This window comes from Thermanaerovibrio acidaminovorans DSM 6589 (assembly GCF_000024905.1).
Taxonomy (GTDB): domain Bacteria; phylum Synergistota; class Synergistia; order Synergistales; family Synergistaceae; genus Thermanaerovibrio; species Thermanaerovibrio acidaminovorans.
The window spans coordinates 786785-807009 of record NC_013522.1; the positions used below are offsets into that span (position 1 = coordinate 786785).

Here is a 20225-nt window from a genome sequence, read left to right on the forward strand (position 1 = left end):
AACAAGGGGGACTTGGTGCTCCAAGCCCCCCGTATTTTTATCTTAGGGACCTCATCATTGGGGTCCCCATAGGTCCCCCTGCCGGAGGCCCATCTGGACCATCCTCCGCCTCAACCGGTCAATGAAGCCCCCCTTATCCAGGATCCAATCGGGGGCCACCAGCCGGTCCCTCGGGGCGTCGGCGGTGAGGCGCTGCACTATCCCATCTGGGGGCATGTTCCTTAACGCCAATATCAGCTGTTCCATGTACTCCTCCTCCCCGACGGGGCTGAAGAGCCCCGCCCGGTACAGGCCATCCAGCTCGGATCCGGCCAGCACGTGTAGCGGGTGGAACTTGACCGCCCGGCCCCCCAGGTTGAAGACCGCCCTGGCGTCGTCGGCCAGATCGGAGACCTCCCCCATGGGTATGCCGCCGATCAGATGTGCACAAACCAGGACCCCGGGGATCGACGCCAGGGACGATACCGCCTCACGGGACGCATCACCATGGTGTCCCCGCTTGAGCCACTCCAGCTTGCGGTCTCCCATGGTCTGGACCCCCACCTCCGCCCAGGTCTCGAGCCCCCGATCCACCAGCCGGGAGAGCATGCGGCGGAACTCCATAGGAACCTGGTCGGGCCTGATGCCGAAGGAGACCCCCACCACCGAGATCCCCAACTTGGATGCGGTCCCAATGGCCAGCTCCACGTCCCTCTCTAGGTCAGGGATCGGAGCGTTGGTGAAGCTGTAGCTCTGGAAGTAGAGGATCACCATTCGGGTTCCGGACCTTAAGATCCGCTCCCCCTTGATCCTGATCTGCTCCTCAAGGCGGATCCCCATCATGTGGGACCCGTCTCCGCCGCCCAGGGGGTCACAGAAGATGCATCCCCCTTCGCCTAGGGACCTCCTGTTAGGGCAGCCGGATCCGGTGTCCAACGTCAGCTTCCGGACCGGTCCTCCGTGCCGGCGGCGCAGGATCCCTGACCAGCCGTTCCAGAGGTCGTTCGGGTGGTTATTTATGGGGTTCACTCTCATCGAGGGTGGGGAGGCCCTCTTGGGCCAGCTCCAGGTTGGCCCTCCGGGTGTGCTCCCGGCTCTCCTCCCTCATCTCTTTGAGCCTATCCCGCACCGCATTGTCCTCCAGGGCGATGATCCTGGCGGCCAGGATGGCGGCGTTCTTGGCTCCGTCGACCCCCACCGACGCCACCGGAATCCCCGGTGGCATCTGGGATGTGGAGAGAAGGGCGTCGAGGCCCCCCATGACCCCTCCGCTCAAGGGGACCCCTATCACCGGAAGGTCCGTGTGGGCTGCCACCGCTCCGGGCAGGGCGGCGGAGAGCCCCGCCATGGCGATTATGACCTTGAATCCCCCCTCAATGGCCCCGTTGGCTATGGTGGACACCCTGTCAGGGTTCCTGTGGGCGGATGCCACGGTTACCCGGAACGGGATGCCAAGGGAGGCCAACACCTCACCACAGGCCTTGGCGTGTTTGGCGTCCGACTTTGACCCCAGCATTATCAGAACCTTGGTCATGTTTTAAACCTCCCCCATGGCCCTAAGGCCGATGTCACTCCTGTAAAAGCCCCCCTGAAGGTGGATCCGGCGGATCCGATCGTAGGCCCGCTCACGGGCCTCCTTCAGGTCCTCTCCGATCCCTACAACGGTGAGCACCCTACCCCCGGAGCTCACAAGGCCGCCGGATTCGAGCCGGGTGCCGGAGTGGAACACCAGGGAGGTGCCATCGTCAAAGGGGTCCGCCCCCTGGATGTGCCTTCCGGTGATCGGCCTGGCAGGGTAGCCCTCGGACGCCAGGACCACCCCAAGGGCCGTCTTGTGGTCCTCAACGACCCGGTCCACGTCCAGCCTGCCATCCGCCGCCTTCCAGCACAGGCTGAGCCATTGGTCCCCTATGACCGGGATGGTGACCTGGGTCTCCGGATCCCCCATCCGTACGTTGTACTCAAGGACCCATATGGACCCGTCGTCCCTCACCATGAGACCCATGTAAAGGATGCCCCTGTACCGGATCCCCATGGCCTTGAGGCCCCTAAGGGTGGGCTCCAGGACCTCCCCTCGGATCTTGGAGAGCAGTTCCTCCCTCTCCCAGGGGACCGGACAGTAGGCCCCCATGCCGCCGGTGTTGGGCCCCCGGTCCCCCTCGTAGGCCCTCTTGTGGTCCTGGCTGAGGGGGAGGATAATCCCCCTGTCTCCGTCCACCATGGCCAGGGCGGTGATCTCGAAGCCCCCTATGTGGTCCTCTATGACCACCTTGGAGCCCGCATCGCCCAGGATCCCGCGCTCTATCAGGTCCTCACAGTAACGGATCGCCTCATCTAGGTCCTGGGTTATCAGGACCCCCTTTCCCGCCGCCAGCCCGTCTGCCTTGATGACATAGGGGGGCCGTCGGATCGAGAGGGCCCTACGGCACTCCCTCACATTGGAACAGACGTCGAACTGGGCGGTCCTCACCGAGTTGTCCGTCATGAAGGCCTTGGCGAAGGCCTTGCTTCCCTCCAGCTGGGCCCCCTTGGAGCCCGGGCCAAGGACCCGGATCCCCGCATCCAGCAGAGGATCCGCCACCCCGGCCACAAGGGGGGCCTCGGGTCCCACTATGACCAGGTCCACCCCCAAGTCCTTCGCCGCCTTGAGCACCGCAGGGGGATCGCAGATGTCCAATGGGACGGACCTGCCCACGTTGGACGTTCCCCCGTTTCCGGGGGCCATGAAGACCTCCTGGACCTGTGGGGACCTGGAGACCCCCCAGCCCATGGCGTGTTCCCTTCCTCCGGATCCTAGGATCATAACCCTCATGGGAAGATACCCCCCTCGGTCAGTGGCGGAAGGTTCTGGTGCCGCCCATGAACATGGACAACCCAAGCTCCAGGGCCCGATCTATCACGTCCCGGTCCCTCACGGAGCCCCCGGGCTGTATTATGGCCCCTACCCCTTTGGAGTGGGCCACCTCCACCGTGTCGGGGAAGGGGAGGAACGCGTCGGACGCCATGGCGGCCCCATGGGCCGCATCCCCGGCCTTGCCGAGGGCGAAGGCGGCGGCGTCCACCCGGTTGGTGAATCCGCAGCCCAGCCCCAGTAGCCGTCCCCCCTTGGCCACGGCGATGGCGTTGCTCTTCGCCAGGGCGGCGCACTTCCATGCGAAAACCAGGTCATCCCACAGGTCAGGCCGCCTCTTTCCGTGCCAGGTCCCGTCCTCCTCCCTTGGGGGGACCGGGATGGGGTCCTCCTGGACCAGGGTCCCCAGCAGCGTGTCCCTCAGCATCACCTCCATACGAGGGGAGGTTGCCTCCACAAGCCTCAAGGAGCCCCGCCGGGATCTCAGGAGCTCCAGTGCCTCCGGGTGGAAGGAGGGGGCCAGTACCACCTCGAAGAACCGGTCCGCCAGGATCTCCGCCGCCTGAAGGTCCACCGGCCTGGTCAATCCCACTATGCCGCCGAAGGCGGAAACGGGGTCGCAGTCGATGGCGGACGCCAGCGCCTCCCCGATGGTGTCCCCCAGGGCCGCGCCGCAGGGGTTGGTGTGCTTGATTATCACCGCCGCGCAGGAGTCCCGGAAGAGAAGGATCCCCCGGAGCGCCGCGTCGCTGTCCAGGATGTTGTTGTAGGAGAGCTCCTTGCCCCCCAGGAGCCTGAAGGGGGGCTCCCCCAGCCTGTCCCATAGGCTGGCCTCCTGATAGGGATTCTCCCCGTAGCGAAGCCTCTGAACCCTCCATAGGGGAATGGCGGTCCTGGCTATGGAGGCGTCTTTCATGGGGGATCCGGTGCCGATCCGATCCGACAGGACCGCGGAGATGGTCCCGTCATAGGCGGCGGTGACCGAGAAGGCCTTCACCGCCAGCCTCTCCCGGGTCTTGGGGGACACGGCCCCCAGGCTGTCAAGTTCCGAGGCCACCGACTCGTAGTCCGCCGGGTGGCACACCACCGCCACCCGGCGGTGGTTCTTGGCGGCGGCCCTTATGAGGGTAACCCCCCCTATGTCTACCTTCTCTATGAGCTCCTCAATGGGGGCTTGGGCCCTGGCGGCCTCCTCGAATGGGTAGAGGGTGCAGACCACCAGGTCTATCCGGGGTACCTGGTGGGAGGCCGCCTCCTCCGAGTCCTCCGCCTCCCTGAAGAGGATGCCTCCCGCCACCTTGGGATGCAGGGTCTTCACCCTCCCGCCGAACAGGTGCGGGTAGCCGGTCACCTCCTCCACCTCGGTGACCTGGATGCCCAGGCTTCTTATGAACTTGGCGGTGCCGGAGCTGGATATTATGCGGTACCCCGCCCGGTCTATGGCCCTGACCAACCCCTCCAGGTTGGACTTGTCGTAGGCGGATACTATCGCGTACCTGGTCTGATCCATCACGATATACCTCCTGTCACCATGGGCGAAGTCTTAAGGATGCGAGGGAGAAGTCCCCCTCCTTTAGCCACCGGTCTATGGTGGCGGGGTAGAGCCGATGCTCCACCCGGTGGACCCTCTCCTCCAGGCTCTCCAGAGTGTCCCCCTCCAGGATCTCCACCGCCTCCTGGGCCAGGATGGGACCGTGATCCACCTGCTCGTCCACCAGGTGGACCGTTACCCCCGTGATCCGGACCCCGTAGAGGAAGGCGTCCCTTATCCCGCTTCGCCCCGGGAAGGAGGGTAGCAGGGAGGGGTGCAGGTTTATCACCTGTCCCCGGTGGCGTCCCACGAAGGGGGCGGAGAGGATCCTCATGAAGCCCGCCAGCACCAGGTGGCGCACCCGGTGGAGTTCCATGGCCCGGTCTATCTGGCACTCCGCCGCCTCCCTTCCTTTGGAATAGTCAAGGAAGACCGTGTCGAGCCCCTGGCCTGACGCCCAGACCATCCCGGGGCAGTCCGGCACGTCGGACCCGACGAAGCCGATCCGGGCGTTGAGGTCACCCCGGTCGATGGCCTCCTTGATGGCCATCAGGTTGGAACCCCTGCCGGATATGAGGACCCCTATGTTGGGCTTCATGTCCCGGAAACCCTCCCAATCACTATGAACTCCTCTCCGCACCGGGCAAGGGCATCCGCAACCTCTGGGAGGTGATCCGGCGACGCCACCAGGACGAAGCCGATGCCCAGGTTGAAGACCCGCCTCATCTCCTCCTCCTCTATGCCCAATTCTCGGAGGAGGCGGAAGATGAGGGGCCTGTCCCAGGAGGAGTAGTCCACCTGGGCCCTGAGTCCCCGGGGAATTATCCTGCTCACGTTGCCCTCGAGGCCGCCACCGGTTATGTGGGCCATCCCCTTCACCTTGCGGGTGGATAGGGCCTCCATGGCGGCCCTGACGTACAGCTTGGTGGGCCTTAAAAGCTCCTCCCCAAGGGGAAGCTGGAACCCCGGTTGGGGCTGTGTCAGGTCAAGCCGGGCCCGTTCCACCGCCAACCTAACCAGGCTGTACCCGTTGCTGTGGATCCCGGAGCTCCTTAGCCCCAGGAGCAGGTCCCCTTCCTCTATGTTCCCGCCGGTCACGATTTGGTCAATATCCACGATGCCAACCGCGAACCCCGCCAGGTCGAAGCCCTGAGGGGGGTATACCCAGGGCATCTCCGCAGTCTCCCCCCCCAGGAGGATGCACCCGGACTCCTCGCAGCTCTCCACGATGGACTCCAAGATGGGGGAGAGGGCCTCCACGTCCAGGGAACCGCACGCCACGTAGTCCAGGAAGAAGAGTGGTCGGGCTCCGCAGGTGACCAGGTCGTTTACGTTCATGGCCACCAGGTCCTGTCCGAGCCCCCTTAGGATCCCCAACCTCTTGGCCAGCTCCAGCTTGGTTCCTACCCCGTCGCAGCAGGCTGCGAGGGCCTTCCCGTTCCCGAGGTCATACAGGCCCGCGAAGCCCCCTATCCCGCTTATAACGTTCCTCCGCTGGGATGGGCGGCCCCCCAAAAGGCCCTTTATCCTCTCTACCCAGGCGTCCGCCGCCCAGAGGCTCACCCCAGCTCCCTCATAGGTCAATCCCATTGGCATCATCCTCCATGTACTCTCCGCTGAAACAGGCGGTGCAGAGCCTGCCCTCGGGGGCCCCTATGGCGTTCAAAAGGTCTTCCTGGGTTATGTAGGCCAGCGAGTCCGCTCCCACCTCTTCGGTCAGTTGGTCCAGGTCGAACCGGGCCGCCGCCAGCTCCTCCGACGAGGGGGTGTCGATGCCGTAGTAACATGGGAACCGGACCGGCGGGGACGCGATCCGAAGGTGCACCTTCGATGCCCCGGCGGATCTCATCAGGTTAACCACCCGGGAGGCGGTGGTGCCCCTCACTATGGAGTCGTCGATCACCACCACCTCCTTGCCGGATAGGACGCTGGGGTTGGGGTTGAGCTTCACCTTCACTCCCGCCTCCCTGACCCTCTGGGTGGGCTGGATGAAGGTCCTCCCCACGTACCGATTCCTGACTATGGCCATCTCGAAGGGACACCGGGCCTCCTCCGCGTATCCCAGGGCCGCCACGGTGCCGCTATCAGGCATGCCCGCCACCAGGTCAGCCTTCACAGGGCACCGCTTGGCGAGGCGTCGCCCCAGGTTCTTCCTGGCGTCGTAGACCGATATGCCGTCGATCACGCTGTCGGGTCGGGCGAAGTAGACGAACTCGAAGGAACAGAGGAAGCCCCTCCGGGGCTTAACCGGTATCCTAAGGGAGGACACGGAGCTACGATCCACCACGATGACCTCCCCGGGCTCCACGTCCCTTACCGGCCTGGCCCCCACCATGTCCAGGGCACAGCTTTCGGAGGAGAAGTACACCACCCCGTCCCTCTCCCCCATGATCAGGGGCCTGAACCCCCAGGGGTCCCGGGCTGCGATGAGCCGGTCCTCAAGGAGCACCACCAGGCTGAACGCCCCCCTTATCCTCCTGAGGGCGTCCATTAGGGCGTCCAGGGGCATCTTGTGGGATTGATGGGCCATGAGGTGAAGGATAACCTCCGTGTCCGACGTGGACTGGAAGATGGCTCCCCGGTCCTCCAGGTACCTCATGATCCCCCCGGAATTGGTCAGGTTGCCGTTGTGGGCTATGGCCACGGGTCCCTTGGCATAGTTTATGGTCAGGGGCTGGGCGTTCTGAAGTATGGAGTCCCCGCAGGTGGAGTAGCGCACGTGACCTATGGCGGCCCGGGCTGGTATGGAGGACACCATGCCCTGGGATATGGCGTTGTGGACCAGCCCCATGCCCTTTATGGACCTGGCAACCCCCCCCTCTATCCACGACAGGCCCGCGGACTCCTGCCCCCTGTGCTGCAGGGCGAAGAGCCCCAGGTATATGTCCTCCAGTACCGGCCTGCCATCCCTGGAGAAGGCGCCGAAGACCCCGCACATCAGCCCCTCACCCCCCGGAGGGATCCCAGGTCCGATAGGTTAAGCTGGCAACCCCCTAGATCCAGCGTGGCCCTTCCCGTTACCACCCCAATGGGCCGGAACTCGAAGCCGCTCCATATCCCGGCCAGCTCCCGTACCCTTTGGGGCTCCACGAAGTAGATGGCCATTGGCCCCCCTTCTCCGAAGAGGTAACCCTCGGGAGAGGGCCAGTCGATGTCTAAGCGGGCCCCCAGACTCAGGGGGGCCAGGGACTTGACCAGAGACGACAGCCACCCTCCCCGGGTGACCGGCCTCCCGGCCAGGCACAGGCCAGATCTGGCGGTCCTCATGGCGTTCCCGATGAAACGCCTCTCGAGATCGGGGGCGAATGCGATCTCGGAGCCCCCGGGGCCGAACAGGCTGCCGTAGAGGCTGCCCACGGTGCCCGAGCTGGACCCCACAAGGCATATGGCTGCCCCCTCCGGGATCTCATTGGGCTTGAGCCACCCCTCACCCTGGGGGACCAGCCCAACGGATACTATGAGCGGGGAGGGCATGATCCTGGAGGAGGGGCTCTCGTTGTAGAGGCTCACGTTGCCGGACACCACGGGGCAGTCCAGCTCCCGGGCGGCCCAGGCCAGGCCCTCCACGGATCTCTGAAGCTCCCAGTACTGATGAGACACCTCTGGGGAGGGGAAGTTCAGACAGTTGGTCATGCCCATGGCTTCCGCCCCCGCCACCCCCAGAGCCCTAAGCGTGGAGGCCGCCACCAGGGCGGTGCCGTTGAACGGGTCCTCCTGGCACATCCATGGGTTGGCCTCCATGGAGCAGACCAGGGTCCCCACATCCCTCATCCAGAGGGCGCTTACCGGATTCCCGGGGCCCAGGACGGTCCTCAGCTGCACCATGGAGTCGTACTGCTCGTATATCCAGGAGTGGTCCATCAGGCTTCGCTGGGATAGGAGGGATCGTAGGCGGTCCGCCGCATCCTGGGAGGAGAGGAGTTCCTCATCCCTCCTCGGACGGGGTCGGGTTGGTGGGGCGGAGGGCCAGTCCTTGGCGGGAGAGTCGCCCCCCAGGATGCTCACCGGAAGCTGGGCGATAAGCCGCTGATCCCTGAACACCCGGTAAACCCCCGTGTCCGTGATCTCCCCCACGTCCGCCCACTCGAGGCCCCACTTCTCCGCCGTGGCGGAGAGCCTGGGCAGATCCTCGGGAAGGCAGATGATGAGCATCCTCTCCTGGGACTCGGATAGGAAGATCTCCCAGGGCTCCATTTCCTCCCGGAGGGGGATCCTGTCGCAGTGGATGTCTATGCCGTTGCCGCTCTTGTGGGCCACCTCGCTGGAGGAGGACAGGAGCCCCGCGGCCCCCATATCCTGCATGGCCTGGATGACCCCCTGGTTCAGGAGCTCGAGGCAGGCCTCTATGAGTAGCTTTTCGTAGAACGGGTCCCCTATCTGGATCTGGGGCTTGTTGGAGGCCCCGTGGTCCTTGAGCTCCGTGGAGGCGAAGGAGGCGCCGGCGATGCCGTCCCTTCCCGTTCTGGCCCCCAACACTACCACCCTCATGCCGGGACGGGCGGTCTTGCTGCTGCAGAGCCTGTCCAGTTCCACCACCCCGGCGCAGAAGGCGTTAACCAGCGGGTTGTCCTCGTAGCAGGGGTCGTATATGGTGAGACCCCCCACGGTGGGGACCCCCACCGCGTTCCCGTAGCCCCCTATGCCCTCCACCACCTTCTCCCGGATGTGCTTGGCCTTGGGCGAGTCGGAGTCCCCGAAGAATAGGCCGTCCATGGACATGATGGGCCTGGCCCCCATGGCCAGTATGTCCCTTATTATGCCCCCCACACCGGTGGCGGCACCCTCGTAGGGGGACACCGCCGAGGGGTGGTTGTGGCTCTCCACCTTGAATGCGAGGCCCAGACGATCGGAGAGCCTTACTATCCCCGCGTTCTCCCCTTCGCCCCCCACCACGTGTCTTCCCTCTTTGGGCAACTTGGCCAGTAGCTTCCTGGTGGACTTGTAGCTGCAGTGCTCGGACCACATGACCCCCACCATTCGGAGTTCCAGCTCGTTGGGCTCCCGTCCCAGGACGCCCTTGAGGTGTTCCCATTCCTGCCTGTCCAGCCCCACCTGCTCTGGGTTCATATCAAGCCCGCCTCCTCAATCCACCTTTCCACGGACCTCCAAAGGGTGGTCCCGAAGGAGTCCCCTATCTCCGCCAGGGTTGCCCTCTCCGGGTGGGGCATCATGCCAAGCACGTTCCCCTCCCGGCTGATTATCCCCGCGATCCGGTTTAGGGCCCCGTTAGGGGCCTCACAGGGGGTTCCATCCGGGGCACAGTAGCGGAACACCACCCGGTTGGATCCCTCCAACTCATCCAGGTCCTCCTGGGGGAGGAAGAACATCCCGTCCCGGTGGGCTATTGGGAACTGGACCACCTGCCCTTCCACGAATAGGTTGGTGAAGGGGGTGTCGGTCCGCTCGACCCTCACGTGGCATCGCCGGCAGATGAACCGCTGATCCCGGTTGGTCAGCAGAGCTCCCTTGAGGAGCCCCGATTCGGTTAGGATCTGGAAGCCGTTGCATATGCCGAGCACCAGGCCGCCCTTGCGGGCGTGTTCCACCACCGCCCCCATGATGGGGCTCTTGGCGGCCATGGCGCCGGGCCTTAGGTAGTCTCCGTAGGAGAAGCCCCCGGGGAGGACCACCAGGTGACACTTGGGCAGGCTGCCCTCCCGGTGCCAAACCATCTGGACCTTGGCCCCCACGCTCTCCAGTGCCACCCTAACGTCCCCGTCGCAGTTGCTCCCCGGGAAGGTTACCACCGCCGCCATCATAGGGATAGGTCACCCTCCTTCAGGGAGAAGTCCTCGATGAGCTCGTTGGCCAACAGCTCCTGACAGATCCGCCTGGCGGTGGAGAGGGCGGACGCCTGGTCCTCCGCCTCTATGCTTAGCCTTACGAAGCGTCCGACCGACACGTCCCTAACGGAGCGGAAGCCCATCTCCACCAGGGTGCCCATGACCGCCCTCCCCTGGGTGTCCAGGACCCCCCTCTTTGGGAAGATCAGGGCCGATATCTGATAGTTCATCCCTCATGCCTCCTTTGGCTCCGAGAGCCTCTTCCATATCTCCTCGTAGGCCTCAAGGACCCTGCCAAGGTCGTTCCGGAAGCGGTCCTTGTCCAACCTGTCGTTGGTGGCCTTGTCCCACAGCCTGCAGGTGTCAGGGGATATCTCGTCCGCCAGGATGATCCGGCCATCCTTGGTCCTTCCGAACTCCAGCTTGAAGTCCACCAGGGTGACCCCCACCTGCTCGAACATCTCCCCCAGGAGCTGGTTAACCTTCAAGGCCATGGACTTGACCTGGTCTAGCTCCTCCTGTGTGGCCCATCCGAAGAGGACCGCGTGGTCCTCGGTTATGATGGGGTCCCCCAGGGCGTCGTCCTTGTAGTAGAGCTCCACCAGGGGCCTTGGCAGCGGGAGCCCCTCCTTGACGCCGAGCCTCTTGCATATGGAGCCCGCGGTGATGTTTCGCACCACCACCTCGATTGGTAGTATGGTAACCCTTAAGACCTCCTGGTGGGTATCGTCTATCACCCGGACGAAGTGGTTGTCGACCCCCCTGTCCTTGAGGTACTGGAAGATGACGGAGCTTATCACGTTGTTGAGCCGCCCCTTGCCCTCCATGGATGCCACTTTCTGGGCGTTGAAGGCGGTGAGGCTGTCCTTGTACTCCACCACTAGCCTGCCCGGGTCGTCGGTGAGGAACATCCGCTTGGCCTTGCCCTCGTACACCATTTCTCCCTTGCTCACCTGTAACACCCCCTATATTGCTAACATTTAAGCTCAACAAGATATAAATGTCAATGATAACCTCACCATATCCCCGGCGCCTCCGCTTGGGTAGGGGTTTCTCTGGTAAAATCAGTTGGCATGTATAAAAGGTCGCGGAGGGGAGTTTGAAAGAGTTGGATCGGATGGAGCACATAAGGAACTTCAGCATCATAGCCCACGTGGACCACGGCAAGTCCACCCTGGCGGACCGGCTTCTGGAGGCCACCGGAACGGTGGACAAGCGCTCCATGAAGGACCAGGTGCTGGATTCCCTGGAGCTGGAGAGGGAGAGGGGCATAACCATAAAGCTGGTGCCCGTAAGGATGAACTACCGGGCCCAGGACGGGAACGAGTACGTGCTCAACCTGATCGACACCCCGGGACATGTGGACTTCAGCTACGAGGTGTCCAGGTCCCTGGCGGCATGCGAGGGGGCGGTGCTGGTGGTGGACGCCTCCCAGGGGGTGGAGGCCCAGACGGTGGCCAACGCATACCTGGCGGTGGACCAGGGGCTGGAGCTCCTGCCGGTGCTCAACAAGATAGACCTGCCGTCCGCCCAGCCCGACAGGGTAGCCAAGGAGATAGAGGAGATAGTGGGAATAGACACCTCGGATGTCATCCTGGCCAGCGCCAAGGAGGGCAAGGGGATCCAAGAGATCCTTGAGGCGGTGGTGAAGAAGATCCCATGCCCCAAGGGGGACCCGGATGTCCCCCTGCAGGCCCTGGTGTTCGACTCGGTGTACGACAACTATAGGGGCGTGGTCTGCTACGTCCGGGTGGTGAACGGGGTGATCCGTCCCGGCCAGAAGGTGATGCTCATGTCCACCTCCTCCACCTACGAGGTGGAGGAGGTGGGGGTGTTCAGGCCCGGCATGAGTCGGGTTGACCAGCTGGGCCCCGGAGAGGTGGGCTACTTCATCTGCGGCATAAAGAACATAGCGGAGGCCCGGGTGGGGGACACGGTGACCGACGCACTAAGGCCCTGCGAGGAGCCCCTGCCGGGCTACCGGAAGGTCAAGCCCGTGGTCTTCTGCGGCTTCTACCCCATCGAGAGGGATGAGATAAACCAGCTGCGAGAGGCGCTGGAGAAGCTCCAGCTGAACGACTCCGCAATCACCTTCGAGCCCGAGACCTCCACCGCCCTTGGGTTCGGCTTCCGTTGTGGCTTCCTGGGGCTGCTGCACATGGACATAGCCAAGGAGAGGCTGTTGAGGGAGTTTGGGGTGGAGCTGGTGGCCACCGCTCCCAACGTGGTCTATCAGATCGAGATGGCGGACGGGTCGGTGATCGAGGCCCACAAGCCCTCGGACTTCCCCGATCAGTCCAAGATCAAGGAGATACGGGAGCCCTTCATAAGGTGCACCATATTCCTCCCCGAGGGGTTCGTGGGGCCTGCCATGCAGCTCTGCCAGGAGCGCCGAGGGGTCTACGTGAGCCTGGAGTACCTGAGCCCCGAGAGGGTCAGGCTCATATACGATCTGCCCCTGGCGGAGTTCATAATGGACTTCCACGATCGGCTTAAGTCCGTCACCAGGGGCTATGCATCCCTGGACTACGAGCACCTGGGCTTCAGGCCCTCACAGCTGGTGAAGGTGGACATCCTTATAAACGAGGAGCCCATCGACGCCTTCTCGTTCATATGTCACCAGGACGCGGCTTACCACCGGGGGCATGCGGTGGCCACCAAGCTGAAGGAGCTGATACCCAGGCAGCTCTTCGAGGTGCCCATCCAGGCCGCCATAGGGAAGAGGGTCATAGTGAGGACCAACATAAAGGCGGTGCGAAAGGATGTGCTGGCCAAGTGCTACGGCGGAGACGTAACCCGCAAGAGGAAGCTGCTGGAGAAGCAGAAGGAGGGCAAGAAGAGGATGAAGCAGATAGGCCGGGTATCCATTCCTCAGGAGGCCTTCCTGGCCTTCATGGACGTCTCGGGGGGCGACAAGGACTGATAACCACGCCGGCCAACCCTGGGGCGGGCCCCATGGGGGAGAGGGGGATCTCCATCTACGTGCACGTGCCCTTCTGCACCAGGAAGTGCCTCTACTGCTCATTTCCCAGCGCCCCCATGGGGAAGGGGGACCAGGAGGCCTACCTGGAGGGGCTATCCAAGGAGATGGGATCCTGGTCCCGCCAGCTACGAAGGCCCCGGGTGCACACCATCTACTTCGGGGGTGGCACCCCATCCAAGCTCTCCCCCGGCGGCTGGGAGAGGCTTATGGGGGACCTGGGCCAGTCCTTCGATCTTTCTGGTGTGAGGGAGATCACCTTTGAGGCCAACCCGGAGAGCTTGGGGGTGGACCTGCTTAAGTGCTGGACCGAAGTCTCCCCCGGCCCACTCCGGGTCAGCCTGGGGGTTCAGAGCTTCCTCGACCGGGAGCTCCGGCGGCTGGGCAGGGTGCACACCGCCTCCGACGCGGTCCGGGCCTCCGAGATGGTTCTCCGGGCGGGGATCCCCTTGAGCGTGGACCTCATGTTCAGGCTGCCGGGCCAGTCCCTACGGGACTTCTCCTACAGCCTCAAGATGGCGGTGGGGCTGGGGGTGGATCACCTATCCGCCTACGAGCTTACGGTGGAGGAGGGCACCCCCTTTGGGGATATGGATCTGGAGCTTCCCCCCGACGGCTACGGGTTCTATCGTTACCTTCAGTGGTACCTGGGCCGCAGGGGGTTCGTGCAGTACGAGGTGTCCAACTTCGCCCGTCCCGGCGCCTTCAGGGTTCACAACCTAAGGTACTGGCTCGGTGGGGACTTCCTGGGGTTGGGACCCGGGGCCTGGAGCTGCATTGGGGAGGCCAGATACGGGAACCACCCCTCCCTTGGGGGATGGCTTCGGTTGGTGGAGGCCTCAGGCAGGGGGACCTGCTGCGGTGAGATCCTGGAGGGGGCCCGCCGCAGGGCGGAGCGGGCCATACTGGCCCTGAGGACCTCTTTCGGATGGGCCCCGGAGGGGAGGGACGACCCATTGGCCTGCCGCCTCGAGCCACTGATGGGTGATCTGGTGGCCCTCCAGGGGGGGCGATACGTGCTTACCCCCAGGGGCTTTAGGGTCGCCAACTTGATATGGGAGATACTGCTGCCCTGAGGACGGTGTTATTTCATGCGCTATTTCTCGCTTCAGCTGGTTGACGACGAATCCCTGGAGGGGAGGCTTCATGGGTTACTTGAGCGGGTGGCCCGGAGGGGGGAGATCCCCGGTGGGATCCCGGTGGGATACGAGACCCACGTGGGCCCCTTCCTCATGGACACCCTCTCCTTCTTTGATGACCCAATCCCCAGCGCCTCCGGCTGGGTGAGGCTTTACGCCTCCTTCTCGGAGGAGCGGGGGACGGCGCTGATGGTGGGGGAGGGGTTGGATGGGCTGTCCCGGGACCTGCCTCCCGGGGAGTGGCACTCCTCCCCGCCGAGCCCGCCGGGTCTCTCCTGGGGACTCATCGGCATGGCGGACCGGGGCTGGATAGTCCTCTTCGATGACTCCATAGACGAGCCCGTGAAGGAACGGTTGGATGAGGACATTATGGTGGCCTACATGCCCTTGAGCGTCCTTGATGGGGTTCAGCTGGACCCCCAGGTGCCCCCGTCAAGGGTCCAGGACCTCATGGTCCGTTGGCTCCTCGCATACCTCCCCGATCGGGAGGATTACGACCTTTGAGGATTGGTGGTGGTTTCGGTGTCCTTTGATGTTAACGCGTTCATGAGGCAGATACCCCCCATGTCGGAGCTTCTCTCCCTCCCATGGGTGCCATCCATGGAGGCCTCCCTTGGGAGGAGGGCGGTCAAGGCGGTCTTCTCGGAGGTTATAGGGGAGTTCCGGACCCTGTTCAGGGAGGGGAGGATATCCCAGATCAGCGCCGAGGAGATAGTCAGGGAGGCATTGGCCAGGCTGACCGCCAGGTCAGTTCCCAGCGTGAGGCGAGTGGTCAACGGCACCGGCGTGGTGGTTCACACCAACCTGGGCCGCTCTCCGCTCCCCAGGGAGGTTATGGAGTCCGTGGTGGACGTTTCGGTGGGGTACAGCAACCTGGAGTTCTCCCTGGACGAGGGGGTGAGGGGGCATCGGAACGATCACGTTGAGTGGCTCATATGCCAGCTGACCGGCGCCGACGGAGCGGTGGTGGTGAACAACAACGCTGCGGCGGTGCTGCTCAGCCTGGCGGCCCTCGCCTCCCACGGGGAGGTCATCGTGTCCCGGGGGGAACTGGTGGAGATAGGGGGATCCTTCCGGATCCCCGATATCCTGTCCTTCGCGGGGGCCAGGCTGGTGGAGGTGGGCACCACCAATAGGACCCACCTTTCGGACTACGAGAGGGCCCTGGGAGAGGACACCGCCATGCTGCTCAAGGTCCACCCCTCCAACTTCAGGATAGAGGGCTTCCACTGTTCCGTGTCCCGGCAGGAGCTGGCGTCCCTGGCGGCCAGTCGGGGGCTCATCTTCCTGGAGGACCTGGGGAGCGGACTTCTGGAGGCCTTCGACGGGGACGCCCTCTCCGAGGAACCCACCGTCCGGGAGTGCCTGCAGCAGGGGGTTGACCTGGTCACCTTCTCGGGGGACAAGCTCCTGGGGGGACCCCAGATAGGGGTGGTGGCGGGCAGGTCCCAGCTCACCGAGCGGCTAAAGAAGCACCCCCTGATGAGGGCTTTCCGGGTGGATAAGATGACCCTGACCGCCTTCGAGGGGATACTCCGGATGATGCTCCGCGGTGAGGACCGGATGATCCCCACCAGGGAGATGATTTCCCTGTCGCCGGATGTCATGAAGAGGAGGGCCTCGTCCCTGGCCAGGCGGGTGAGGCGGGTCATCCGGGAGGCATCTGTTCCAGGAAACGCCTCCGTCCTGGAGGTGGAGGATGCGGTCGGCGGTGGAGCCTTCCCGGCGGTGGGGCTCGTGGGCTACGGGGTGGCGCTGGACCTGCCGTCCCTTGGGGGGGCTTCCAGGGTCCAGGGGCTCTTCCGGCGGTCGGATCCACCGGTGGTCCTGGGGGTCGACCGAGGCTTGCCATGCATCCACGTCAGGACCTTGCTCGATGGGGACGACGAGAGGTTCCTCCGGTCCCTCAAGCGGGTGCTGGGGGTGAGGTGATGGAGTATCCCTTCGTCCTCGGAACCGGGGGGCACATAGACCACGGGAAGACCACCCTGGTGAAGGCCCTCACGGGGGTGGATTGCGACCGCCTGCTTGAGGAGAAGCGGCGGGGGATAACCATAGAGCTGGGCTTTGCCCCCCTGAGGCTCGGGGACCGGGTGGTCAGCATAGTGGACGTGCCCGGGCACGAGCGATTCATCCGCCAGATGGTGGCCGGGGCCGCCGGGGTCGACGCGGTTATGATGGTGGTGGCCGCCGACGAGGGGGTGATGCCCCAGACCAGGGAACACCTGGAGATACTGGAGCTCTTGGGGGTCCGTAGGGGCATAGTGGTGATAACCAAGTGCGATGCGGTGGAACCCGACCTGGTGGCCTTGGCCCAGGAGGACGTGAGAGAGGCCTTCCGGGGAACGTTCCTCCAGGATGCGCCGGTGATCCCCGTGAGCGCCGTTACCGGCCAGGGGTTGGAGGAGTTGAAGGGGGCCATAGGGGACCTGATCGACCGGCTATCCCCCAGGGACAGGGAGGGGGATCTCTTTCTCCCCATAGATAGGGCCTTCTCCATATCCGGCTTCGGCACGGTGGTCACCGGCACCGTATACCACGGATCGGTTACAGAGGGGCAGGAGCTGGAGGTGCTGCCCTCCGGGCTCAGGTCCAAGGTTAGATCCCTCCAGGTCCACGGTGAGAGGGTTCATCGGGCGGTGGCGGGCCAGCGGGTGGCGGTCAACGTCCCCTCTGTGGACCTGGACTCGATTCGGAGGGGGGACGTGTTGGTGGCCCAGGGGGCCTGCCGTCCCACCGATAGGCTCGACGTGTGGTTGTACCTCCTCCCGTCCTCCGCGGACCCGCTGAAACATTGGCAGAGGGTTAGGCTTCTCATGGGGACCTCGGAGGTCATGGCCCGGATCATGTTGCTCGATAGGCCGAGGCTGGATCCCGGCCTGGAGGCCCCAGCCCAGCTGATGCTGGAGGAGCCGGTGGCGGCGGTGGCCTCCCAGCGGTTCATCATCCGCTTCTATAGCCCCTTAAGGACCATAGGAGGGGGCCAGGTGTTGCTCCCCTACCCCGACAGGGTAAGGGGTAGGGCCGACAGGCTCTTGAGGGCCAAGGGGCTAGAGGCCATGCGGGGGGCCTCCTCCCGGGAGGAGAGGGTCAAGGCCTACCTCCAGTTGGTTCCCATGGCCCCCCTGGATCGGGTAAAGATGGATCTGGGGCTCGGTGACGTGTCCGCTCTTCTGGACCGCCAGGGCCCCCACTGGGTGATAATTCAGTCCAAGCCCAATCCATGGATCTTCGGCGCTGGTCACCATGGGCACATGATCGAGACCGCGAGCCGACTGGTTGGGGATTTCCACCGCAGGAATCCATCGGAGCGGGGCATGCCATTGGAGGAACTGGCCAGGGCTTGCGGGATGGAACAGGGGTTGCTCAGATCCTGGCTCGGCCACGAGTCCCTAGCGGGGCTCCTTGAGCTGGACGAAGGGAGGGTGAAGGATCCATCGTTCGCCCGGGACCTGGAGGGGCTCGATAGGCTTCTGCAGCGTCTTGAGGCCCACCTGGATGAGAGGGGCTTCCTGCTCCCAGAACTTTGGGAGATGAGGGCCCACCTGGGGGTTGACGACGAGACCTTCAAACGGGTGGTGGCCTTGGCCAAGGAGAGGGGGCTGGGGGTCATCCTTCCCGGTGACCTCTTCCTGTCCTCCAAGCTAAGGGACGCCCTCTGGAGGACCCTGGCGGAGATGGGGGAGATAACCGTGGCCACCGTGAGGGACAGGTTGGGGTTGAGCAGGAAGTATGTGATGCCCATGCTGGAACATCTGGACTCCCTGGGCATAACCCGGCGAGTCCAGGACAAGCGGGTGCTCCTCAAAAAGCCCGGATGAAAGATGAAATGATGCCCCCTGACATCGCCATGGGACCGTAACCCCCGTGATAGGCTTACGTTGCTTAAAAGGGCTTGAAAAATATTAGGTTAGGGTGTACTATTCGGAAAATCTGACAAACGGGAGTGGGGCCCATGGCGAGATCTCTTGATCAGATCAGGGAAATGGTCAGGCAGCACAGGGGGTCAAGGGTTTCCTACCGGTCGATAAATGGCCGTCGGAAGGTGGAGCAGAAGGAGGGCATCATAACCGAGGTCTATCCCTCCCTCTTCACCCTTTACGTGGAGTCCCAGTGTAGCACCGTCTCCTTCAGCTATGCGGACGTGCTGACCCGGGAAGTGGTCCTGGAGTTGCTTCCGGGGCATGAGCGCTTGGCTTGACCGTTAACCGCAATCCAGCGCTCCACCGCACAGGTGGGGCGTTTTTTAATTTTTTATGCCAATGCGGGGTGGTGATTTCCTTGGAGTTCATTGTGCCCTGTCACATAAAGATCAACCTATGCCTTTGGGTTGGGGCACCTGGGGTGGATGGTTATCACCCCATCAGGACCTTCTTCCTCAAGCTGAGGTCCCCGGAGTTCCTCCGGATAAGGACGGGTTCTGTGAGGACCGTGGTCTACCATCGGGGGGATCCGTTCTACGGGGAGCACCTGGTCTTACGGGCACAGGCCCTGCTCCGGGGCCGGATCCAGCTCCCCCCGGTTGAGGTTGAGTGTGAGAAGGCGTTGCCGGCGGGCGGCGGGGTCGGCGGTGGGAGTGGCAACGCCGGGGCCTTCATCCGTTGGGCCTACGCCCAGGCGGGGATGGATACGGACCTTTCGGTGGCCGCCCAGTTGGGCAGCGACGTGGCCTTCCTGGCCTCTCGTATGTGGGCCGCCTGGGGGGAGGGGAGGGGGGAGCTGTTGACCCCCCCTGAGGGAGACCTTGATGGGTTGAGGGAGCTGAGGGGGATAATCGGCTTCCCTCGCTGGGCGATCGGGACCGCCTGGGCCTATCGGATGCTGGACCAGCTCAGGGGATCATCCTCTGATGCGCGTCTGCCGGAGGGTGGGGAGGTGGAGCCCCTGCTGGAGGGGCTGGTTCGGGGGCGTGTGGTGGGCCTAATGTCGAACGATTTCATCCCCGTGGCGGAGAAAGTCAGGCCAGAGTACGTTAAAATATGGCGGGACTGCGAGTCCTTGGGGGCCCTCGCCTGGGGGCTGTGTGGCAGCGGCAGCGGCTTCTTCGCCCTGTTCTCCCACCAGGAGGGGGTGGAGAGGGCGTTTGCGGAGCTTGGCAAGCAGGATTACGTAAGGAGTCTTATCCCATTGGAGGTCTGTAGATGAAGGGACAGAGGACCGAGAGGTTGGTCAGGATAGCTTCCCGTTTCATGCTGGGTCCATCGAGGCATCTCTCGCTCACTGACCTGGCTCAGGATTTCGAGGTGTCCAAGACCGTCATAAGCGACGACATGGAGATAATCGATAAGGCCTTTTCCGACGAGATGTTGGGCGGCATAGAGGTTGATAGGGGGAGGAGCGGCGGCGCCTACTTCGTCCCCCGGGTCGGGGAGGAGCTCCGTCGTCGGTGGCTTGAGCAGATCGCCCAGGTCCTGTCCAGCCCGGAGAGGTCCCTGCCCGGCGGGTTCGTTTACTACACGGACCTGATCTTCGATCCTAGGGTGGCCTCCATGTTGGGGCTCATAATGGCCTCCCGGTTCTCCAGCCTGAGGCCCGATACCATTATGACCTCGGAGGTGAAGGGCATACCCATCGCCATGTTCGCCGCCCATGCGCTTGGGGTCCCCCTGTCCATATGCAGGTTCCGGAACAGGCCCAGCGATGGCCCCGCCGTGGCGGTCCACTTCCCCACCGGGGCGGGGGATGTGAGGACCATGTACATGGGCACCCGGCAGATGGGCAGTAGCAAGCGGGTCCTGGTGGTTGACGACTTCATGAGGGGGGGCAGTACCGTGTCGGGTATGCTCCAGATGGCAAAGGAGTTCGGATCCCAGGTGGTGGGGGTCGGGATCTTCATCGCCGCCCAGGATCCCCCAAGGAAGAGCATCCCGGAGTACAACGCCCTTCTCACCATATCGGGCATCGGGGACTCCCTCAAGATAAGGGTGAACGACTGAATGCAACTTTTTGTGTGAAAATGGCG

At 63.9% G+C, this 20225-nt stretch carries 19 protein-coding genes; 8 read left to right on the top strand and 11 right to left on the bottom strand.

The window, feature by feature from the left end; genetic code table 11:
• Positions 1-54 precede the first annotated feature (54 nt).
• Genes mnmL through purC form a run of 11 tightly spaced genes read right to left on the bottom strand, consistent with a single transcriptional unit; the run spans position 55 to position 11097 of the window.
• The gene (gene mnmL, locus TACI_RS03795) at positions 55-1008 is read right to left on the bottom strand and encodes a tRNA modification radical SAM protein MnmL/YtqA (protein ID WP_164925136.1); all 954 of its coding nucleotides are present in this window, start codon (positions 1006-1008) and stop codon (positions 55-57) included.
• The gene (purE, locus tag TACI_RS03800) at positions 992-1513 is read right to left on the bottom strand and encodes a 5-(carboxyamino)imidazole ribonucleotide mutase (RefSeq protein ID WP_012869503.1); all 522 of its coding nucleotides are present in this window, start codon (positions 1511-1513) and stop codon (positions 992-994) included. The genes mnmL and purE overlap by 17 nt, the downstream gene beginning before the upstream one ends.
• A gap of 3 nt (positions 1514-1516) precedes the next feature.
• Positions 1517-2791, bottom strand: a complete 1275-nt coding sequence (gene purD, locus TACI_RS03805) for a phosphoribosylamine--glycine ligase (RefSeq protein ID WP_012869504.1) — start codon at positions 2789-2791, stop codon at positions 1517-1519.
• Positions 2792-2810: 19 nt separating this feature from the next.
• On the bottom strand, positions 2811-4340 hold the full coding sequence (purH, locus tag TACI_RS03810; protein WP_012869505.1) for a bifunctional phosphoribosylaminoimidazolecarboxamide formyltransferase/IMP cyclohydrolase: 1530 nt from the start codon (positions 4338-4340) through the stop codon (positions 2811-2813).
• A gap of 16 nt (positions 4341-4356) precedes the next feature.
• Positions 4357-4959, bottom strand: coding sequence for a phosphoribosylglycinamide formyltransferase (purN, locus tag TACI_RS03815; RefSeq protein ID WP_012869506.1), 603 nt, complete (start codon positions 4957-4959; stop codon positions 4357-4359).
• Positions 4956-5951: a phosphoribosylformylglycinamidine cyclo-ligase gene (gene purM / locus TACI_RS03820; protein ID WP_012869507.1), complete on the bottom strand. Its 996-nt coding sequence runs from the start codon at positions 5949-5951 to the stop codon at positions 4956-4958. Before purM ends, purN begins: the two co-directional genes overlap by 4 nt.
• On the bottom strand, positions 5935-7299 hold the full coding sequence (purF, locus tag TACI_RS03825; RefSeq protein ID WP_012869508.1) for an amidophosphoribosyltransferase: 1365 nt from the start codon (positions 7297-7299) through the stop codon (positions 5935-5937). Before purF ends, purM begins: the two co-directional genes overlap by 17 nt.
• On the bottom strand, positions 7299-9428 hold the full coding sequence (purL, locus tag TACI_RS03830) for a phosphoribosylformylglycinamidine synthase subunit PurL (RefSeq protein ID WP_012869509.1): 2130 nt from the start codon (positions 9426-9428) through the stop codon (positions 7299-7301). Before purL ends, purF begins: the two co-directional genes overlap by 1 nt.
• Complete coding sequence (purQ, locus tag TACI_RS03835) at positions 9425-10120, bottom strand: phosphoribosylformylglycinamidine synthase subunit PurQ (RefSeq protein WP_012869510.1); 696 nt, start codon at positions 10118-10120, stop codon at positions 9425-9427. The genes purL and purQ overlap by 4 nt, the downstream gene beginning before the upstream one ends.
• Positions 10117-10374: a phosphoribosylformylglycinamidine synthase subunit PurS gene (purS, locus tag TACI_RS03840; protein ID WP_012869511.1), complete on the bottom strand. Its 258-nt coding sequence runs from the start codon at positions 10372-10374 to the stop codon at positions 10117-10119. The genes purQ and purS overlap by 4 nt, the downstream gene beginning before the upstream one ends.
• Positions 10375-10377: 3 nt before the next feature.
• Positions 10378-11097: a phosphoribosylaminoimidazolesuccinocarboxamide synthase gene (gene purC, locus TACI_RS03845; protein ID WP_012869512.1), complete on the bottom strand. Its 720-nt coding sequence runs from the start codon at positions 11095-11097 to the stop codon at positions 10378-10380.
• A 164-nt stretch (positions 11098-11261) separates the two neighbouring features.
• Here purC and lepA point away from each other — a divergent pair, with 164 nt between their 5' ends.
• The 8 genes from lepA to TACI_RS03885 all read left to right on the top strand — a co-directional run bounded on the left by lepA (position 11262) and on the right by TACI_RS03885 (position 20199).
• Positions 11262-13067: a translation elongation factor 4 gene (gene lepA, locus TACI_RS03850; RefSeq protein ID WP_164925365.1), complete on the top strand. Its 1806-nt coding sequence runs from the start codon at positions 11262-11264 to the stop codon at positions 13065-13067.
• A 32-nt stretch (positions 13068-13099) separates the two neighbouring features.
• Positions 13100-14200, top strand: coding sequence for a radical SAM family heme chaperone HemW (gene hemW, locus TACI_RS03855; RefSeq protein ID WP_012869514.1), 1101 nt, complete (start codon positions 13100-13102; stop codon positions 14198-14200).
• A gap of 15 nt (positions 14201-14215) precedes the next feature.
• On the top strand, positions 14216-14767 hold the full coding sequence (locus tag TACI_RS03860) for a hypothetical protein (protein WP_012869515.1): 552 nt from the start codon (positions 14216-14218) through the stop codon (positions 14765-14767).
• 18 nt (positions 14768-14785) lie between these two features.
• Complete coding sequence (selA, locus tag TACI_RS03865; RefSeq protein ID WP_012869516.1) at positions 14786-16195, top strand: L-seryl-tRNA(Sec) selenium transferase; 1410 nt, start codon at positions 14786-14788, stop codon at positions 16193-16195.
• Positions 16195-18084 (top strand): selenocysteine-specific translation elongation factor, encoded by a 1890-nt coding sequence (selB, locus tag TACI_RS03870; protein ID WP_012869517.1) that lies wholly within the window; start codon positions 16195-16197, stop codon positions 18082-18084. Before selA ends, selB begins: the two co-directional genes overlap by 1 nt.
• A 134-nt stretch (positions 18085-18218) precedes the next feature.
• Positions 18219-18464, top strand: coding sequence for a Veg family protein (locus tag TACI_RS03875; protein WP_012869518.1), 246 nt, complete (start codon positions 18219-18221; stop codon positions 18462-18464).
• A 71-nt stretch (positions 18465-18535) separates the two neighbouring features.
• Positions 18536-19408: a 4-(cytidine 5'-diphospho)-2-C-methyl-D-erythritol kinase gene (locus TACI_RS03880; RefSeq protein WP_242601151.1), complete on the top strand. Its 873-nt coding sequence runs from the start codon at positions 18536-18538 to the stop codon at positions 19406-19408.
• A complete protein-coding gene (locus TACI_RS03885) occupies positions 19405-20199 on the top strand; it encodes a phosphoribosyltransferase family protein (protein ID WP_012869520.1) in 795 nt (264 codons plus the stop codon). Before TACI_RS03880 ends, TACI_RS03885 begins: the two co-directional genes overlap by 4 nt.
• Positions 20200-20225 lie beyond the last annotated feature (26 nt).

Bases quoted from the DNA above. Each gene is read 5' to 3' on its own strand.
- purE (WP_012869503.1), bottom strand. From the start codon at position 1,513: ATGACCAAGGTTCTGATAATGCTGGGGTCAAAGTCGGACGCCAAACAC.
- purD (WP_012869504.1), bottom strand. From the start codon at position 2,791: ATGAGGGTTATGATCCTAGGATCCGGAGGAAGGGAACACGCCATGGGC.
- purH (WP_012869505.1), bottom strand. From the start codon at position 4,340: ATGGATCAGACCAGGTACGCGATAGTATCCGCCTACGACAAGTCCAAC.
- purN (WP_012869506.1), bottom strand. From the start codon at position 4,959: ATGAAGCCCAACATAGGGGTCCTCATATCCGGCAGGGGTTCCAACCTG.
- purM (WP_012869507.1), bottom strand. From the start codon at position 5,951: ATGGGATTGACCTATGAGGGAGCTGGGGTGAGCCTCTGGGCGGCGGAC.
- purF (WP_012869508.1), bottom strand. From the start codon at position 7,299: ATGTGCGGGGTCTTCGGCGCCTTCTCCAGGGATGGCAGGCCGGTACTG.
- purL (WP_012869509.1), bottom strand. From the start codon at position 9,428: ATGAACCCAGAGCAGGTGGGGCTGGACAGGCAGGAATGGGAACACCTC.
- purQ (WP_012869510.1), bottom strand. From the start codon at position 10,120: ATGATGGCGGCGGTGGTAACCTTCCCGGGGAGCAACTGCGACGGGGAC.
- purS (WP_012869511.1), bottom strand. From the start codon at position 10,374: ATGAACTATCAGATATCGGCCCTGATCTTCCCAAAGAGGGGGGTCCTG.
- lepA (WP_164925365.1), top strand. From the start codon at position 11,262: ATGGAGCACATAAGGAACTTCAGCATCATAGCCCACGTGGACCACGGC.
- hemW (WP_012869514.1), top strand. From the start codon at position 13,100: ATGGGGGAGAGGGGGATCTCCATCTACGTGCACGTGCCCTTCTGCACC.
- TACI_RS03860 (WP_012869515.1), top strand. From the start codon at position 14,216: ATGCGCTATTTCTCGCTTCAGCTGGTTGACGACGAATCCCTGGAGGGG.
- selB (WP_012869517.1), top strand. From the start codon at position 16,195: ATGGAGTATCCCTTCGTCCTCGGAACCGGGGGGCACATAGACCACGGG.
- TACI_RS03875 (WP_012869518.1), top strand. From the start codon at position 18,219: ATGGCGAGATCTCTTGATCAGATCAGGGAAATGGTCAGGCAGCACAGG.
- TACI_RS03885 (WP_012869520.1), top strand. From the start codon at position 19,405: ATGAAGGGACAGAGGACCGAGAGGTTGGTCAGGATAGCTTCCCGTTTC.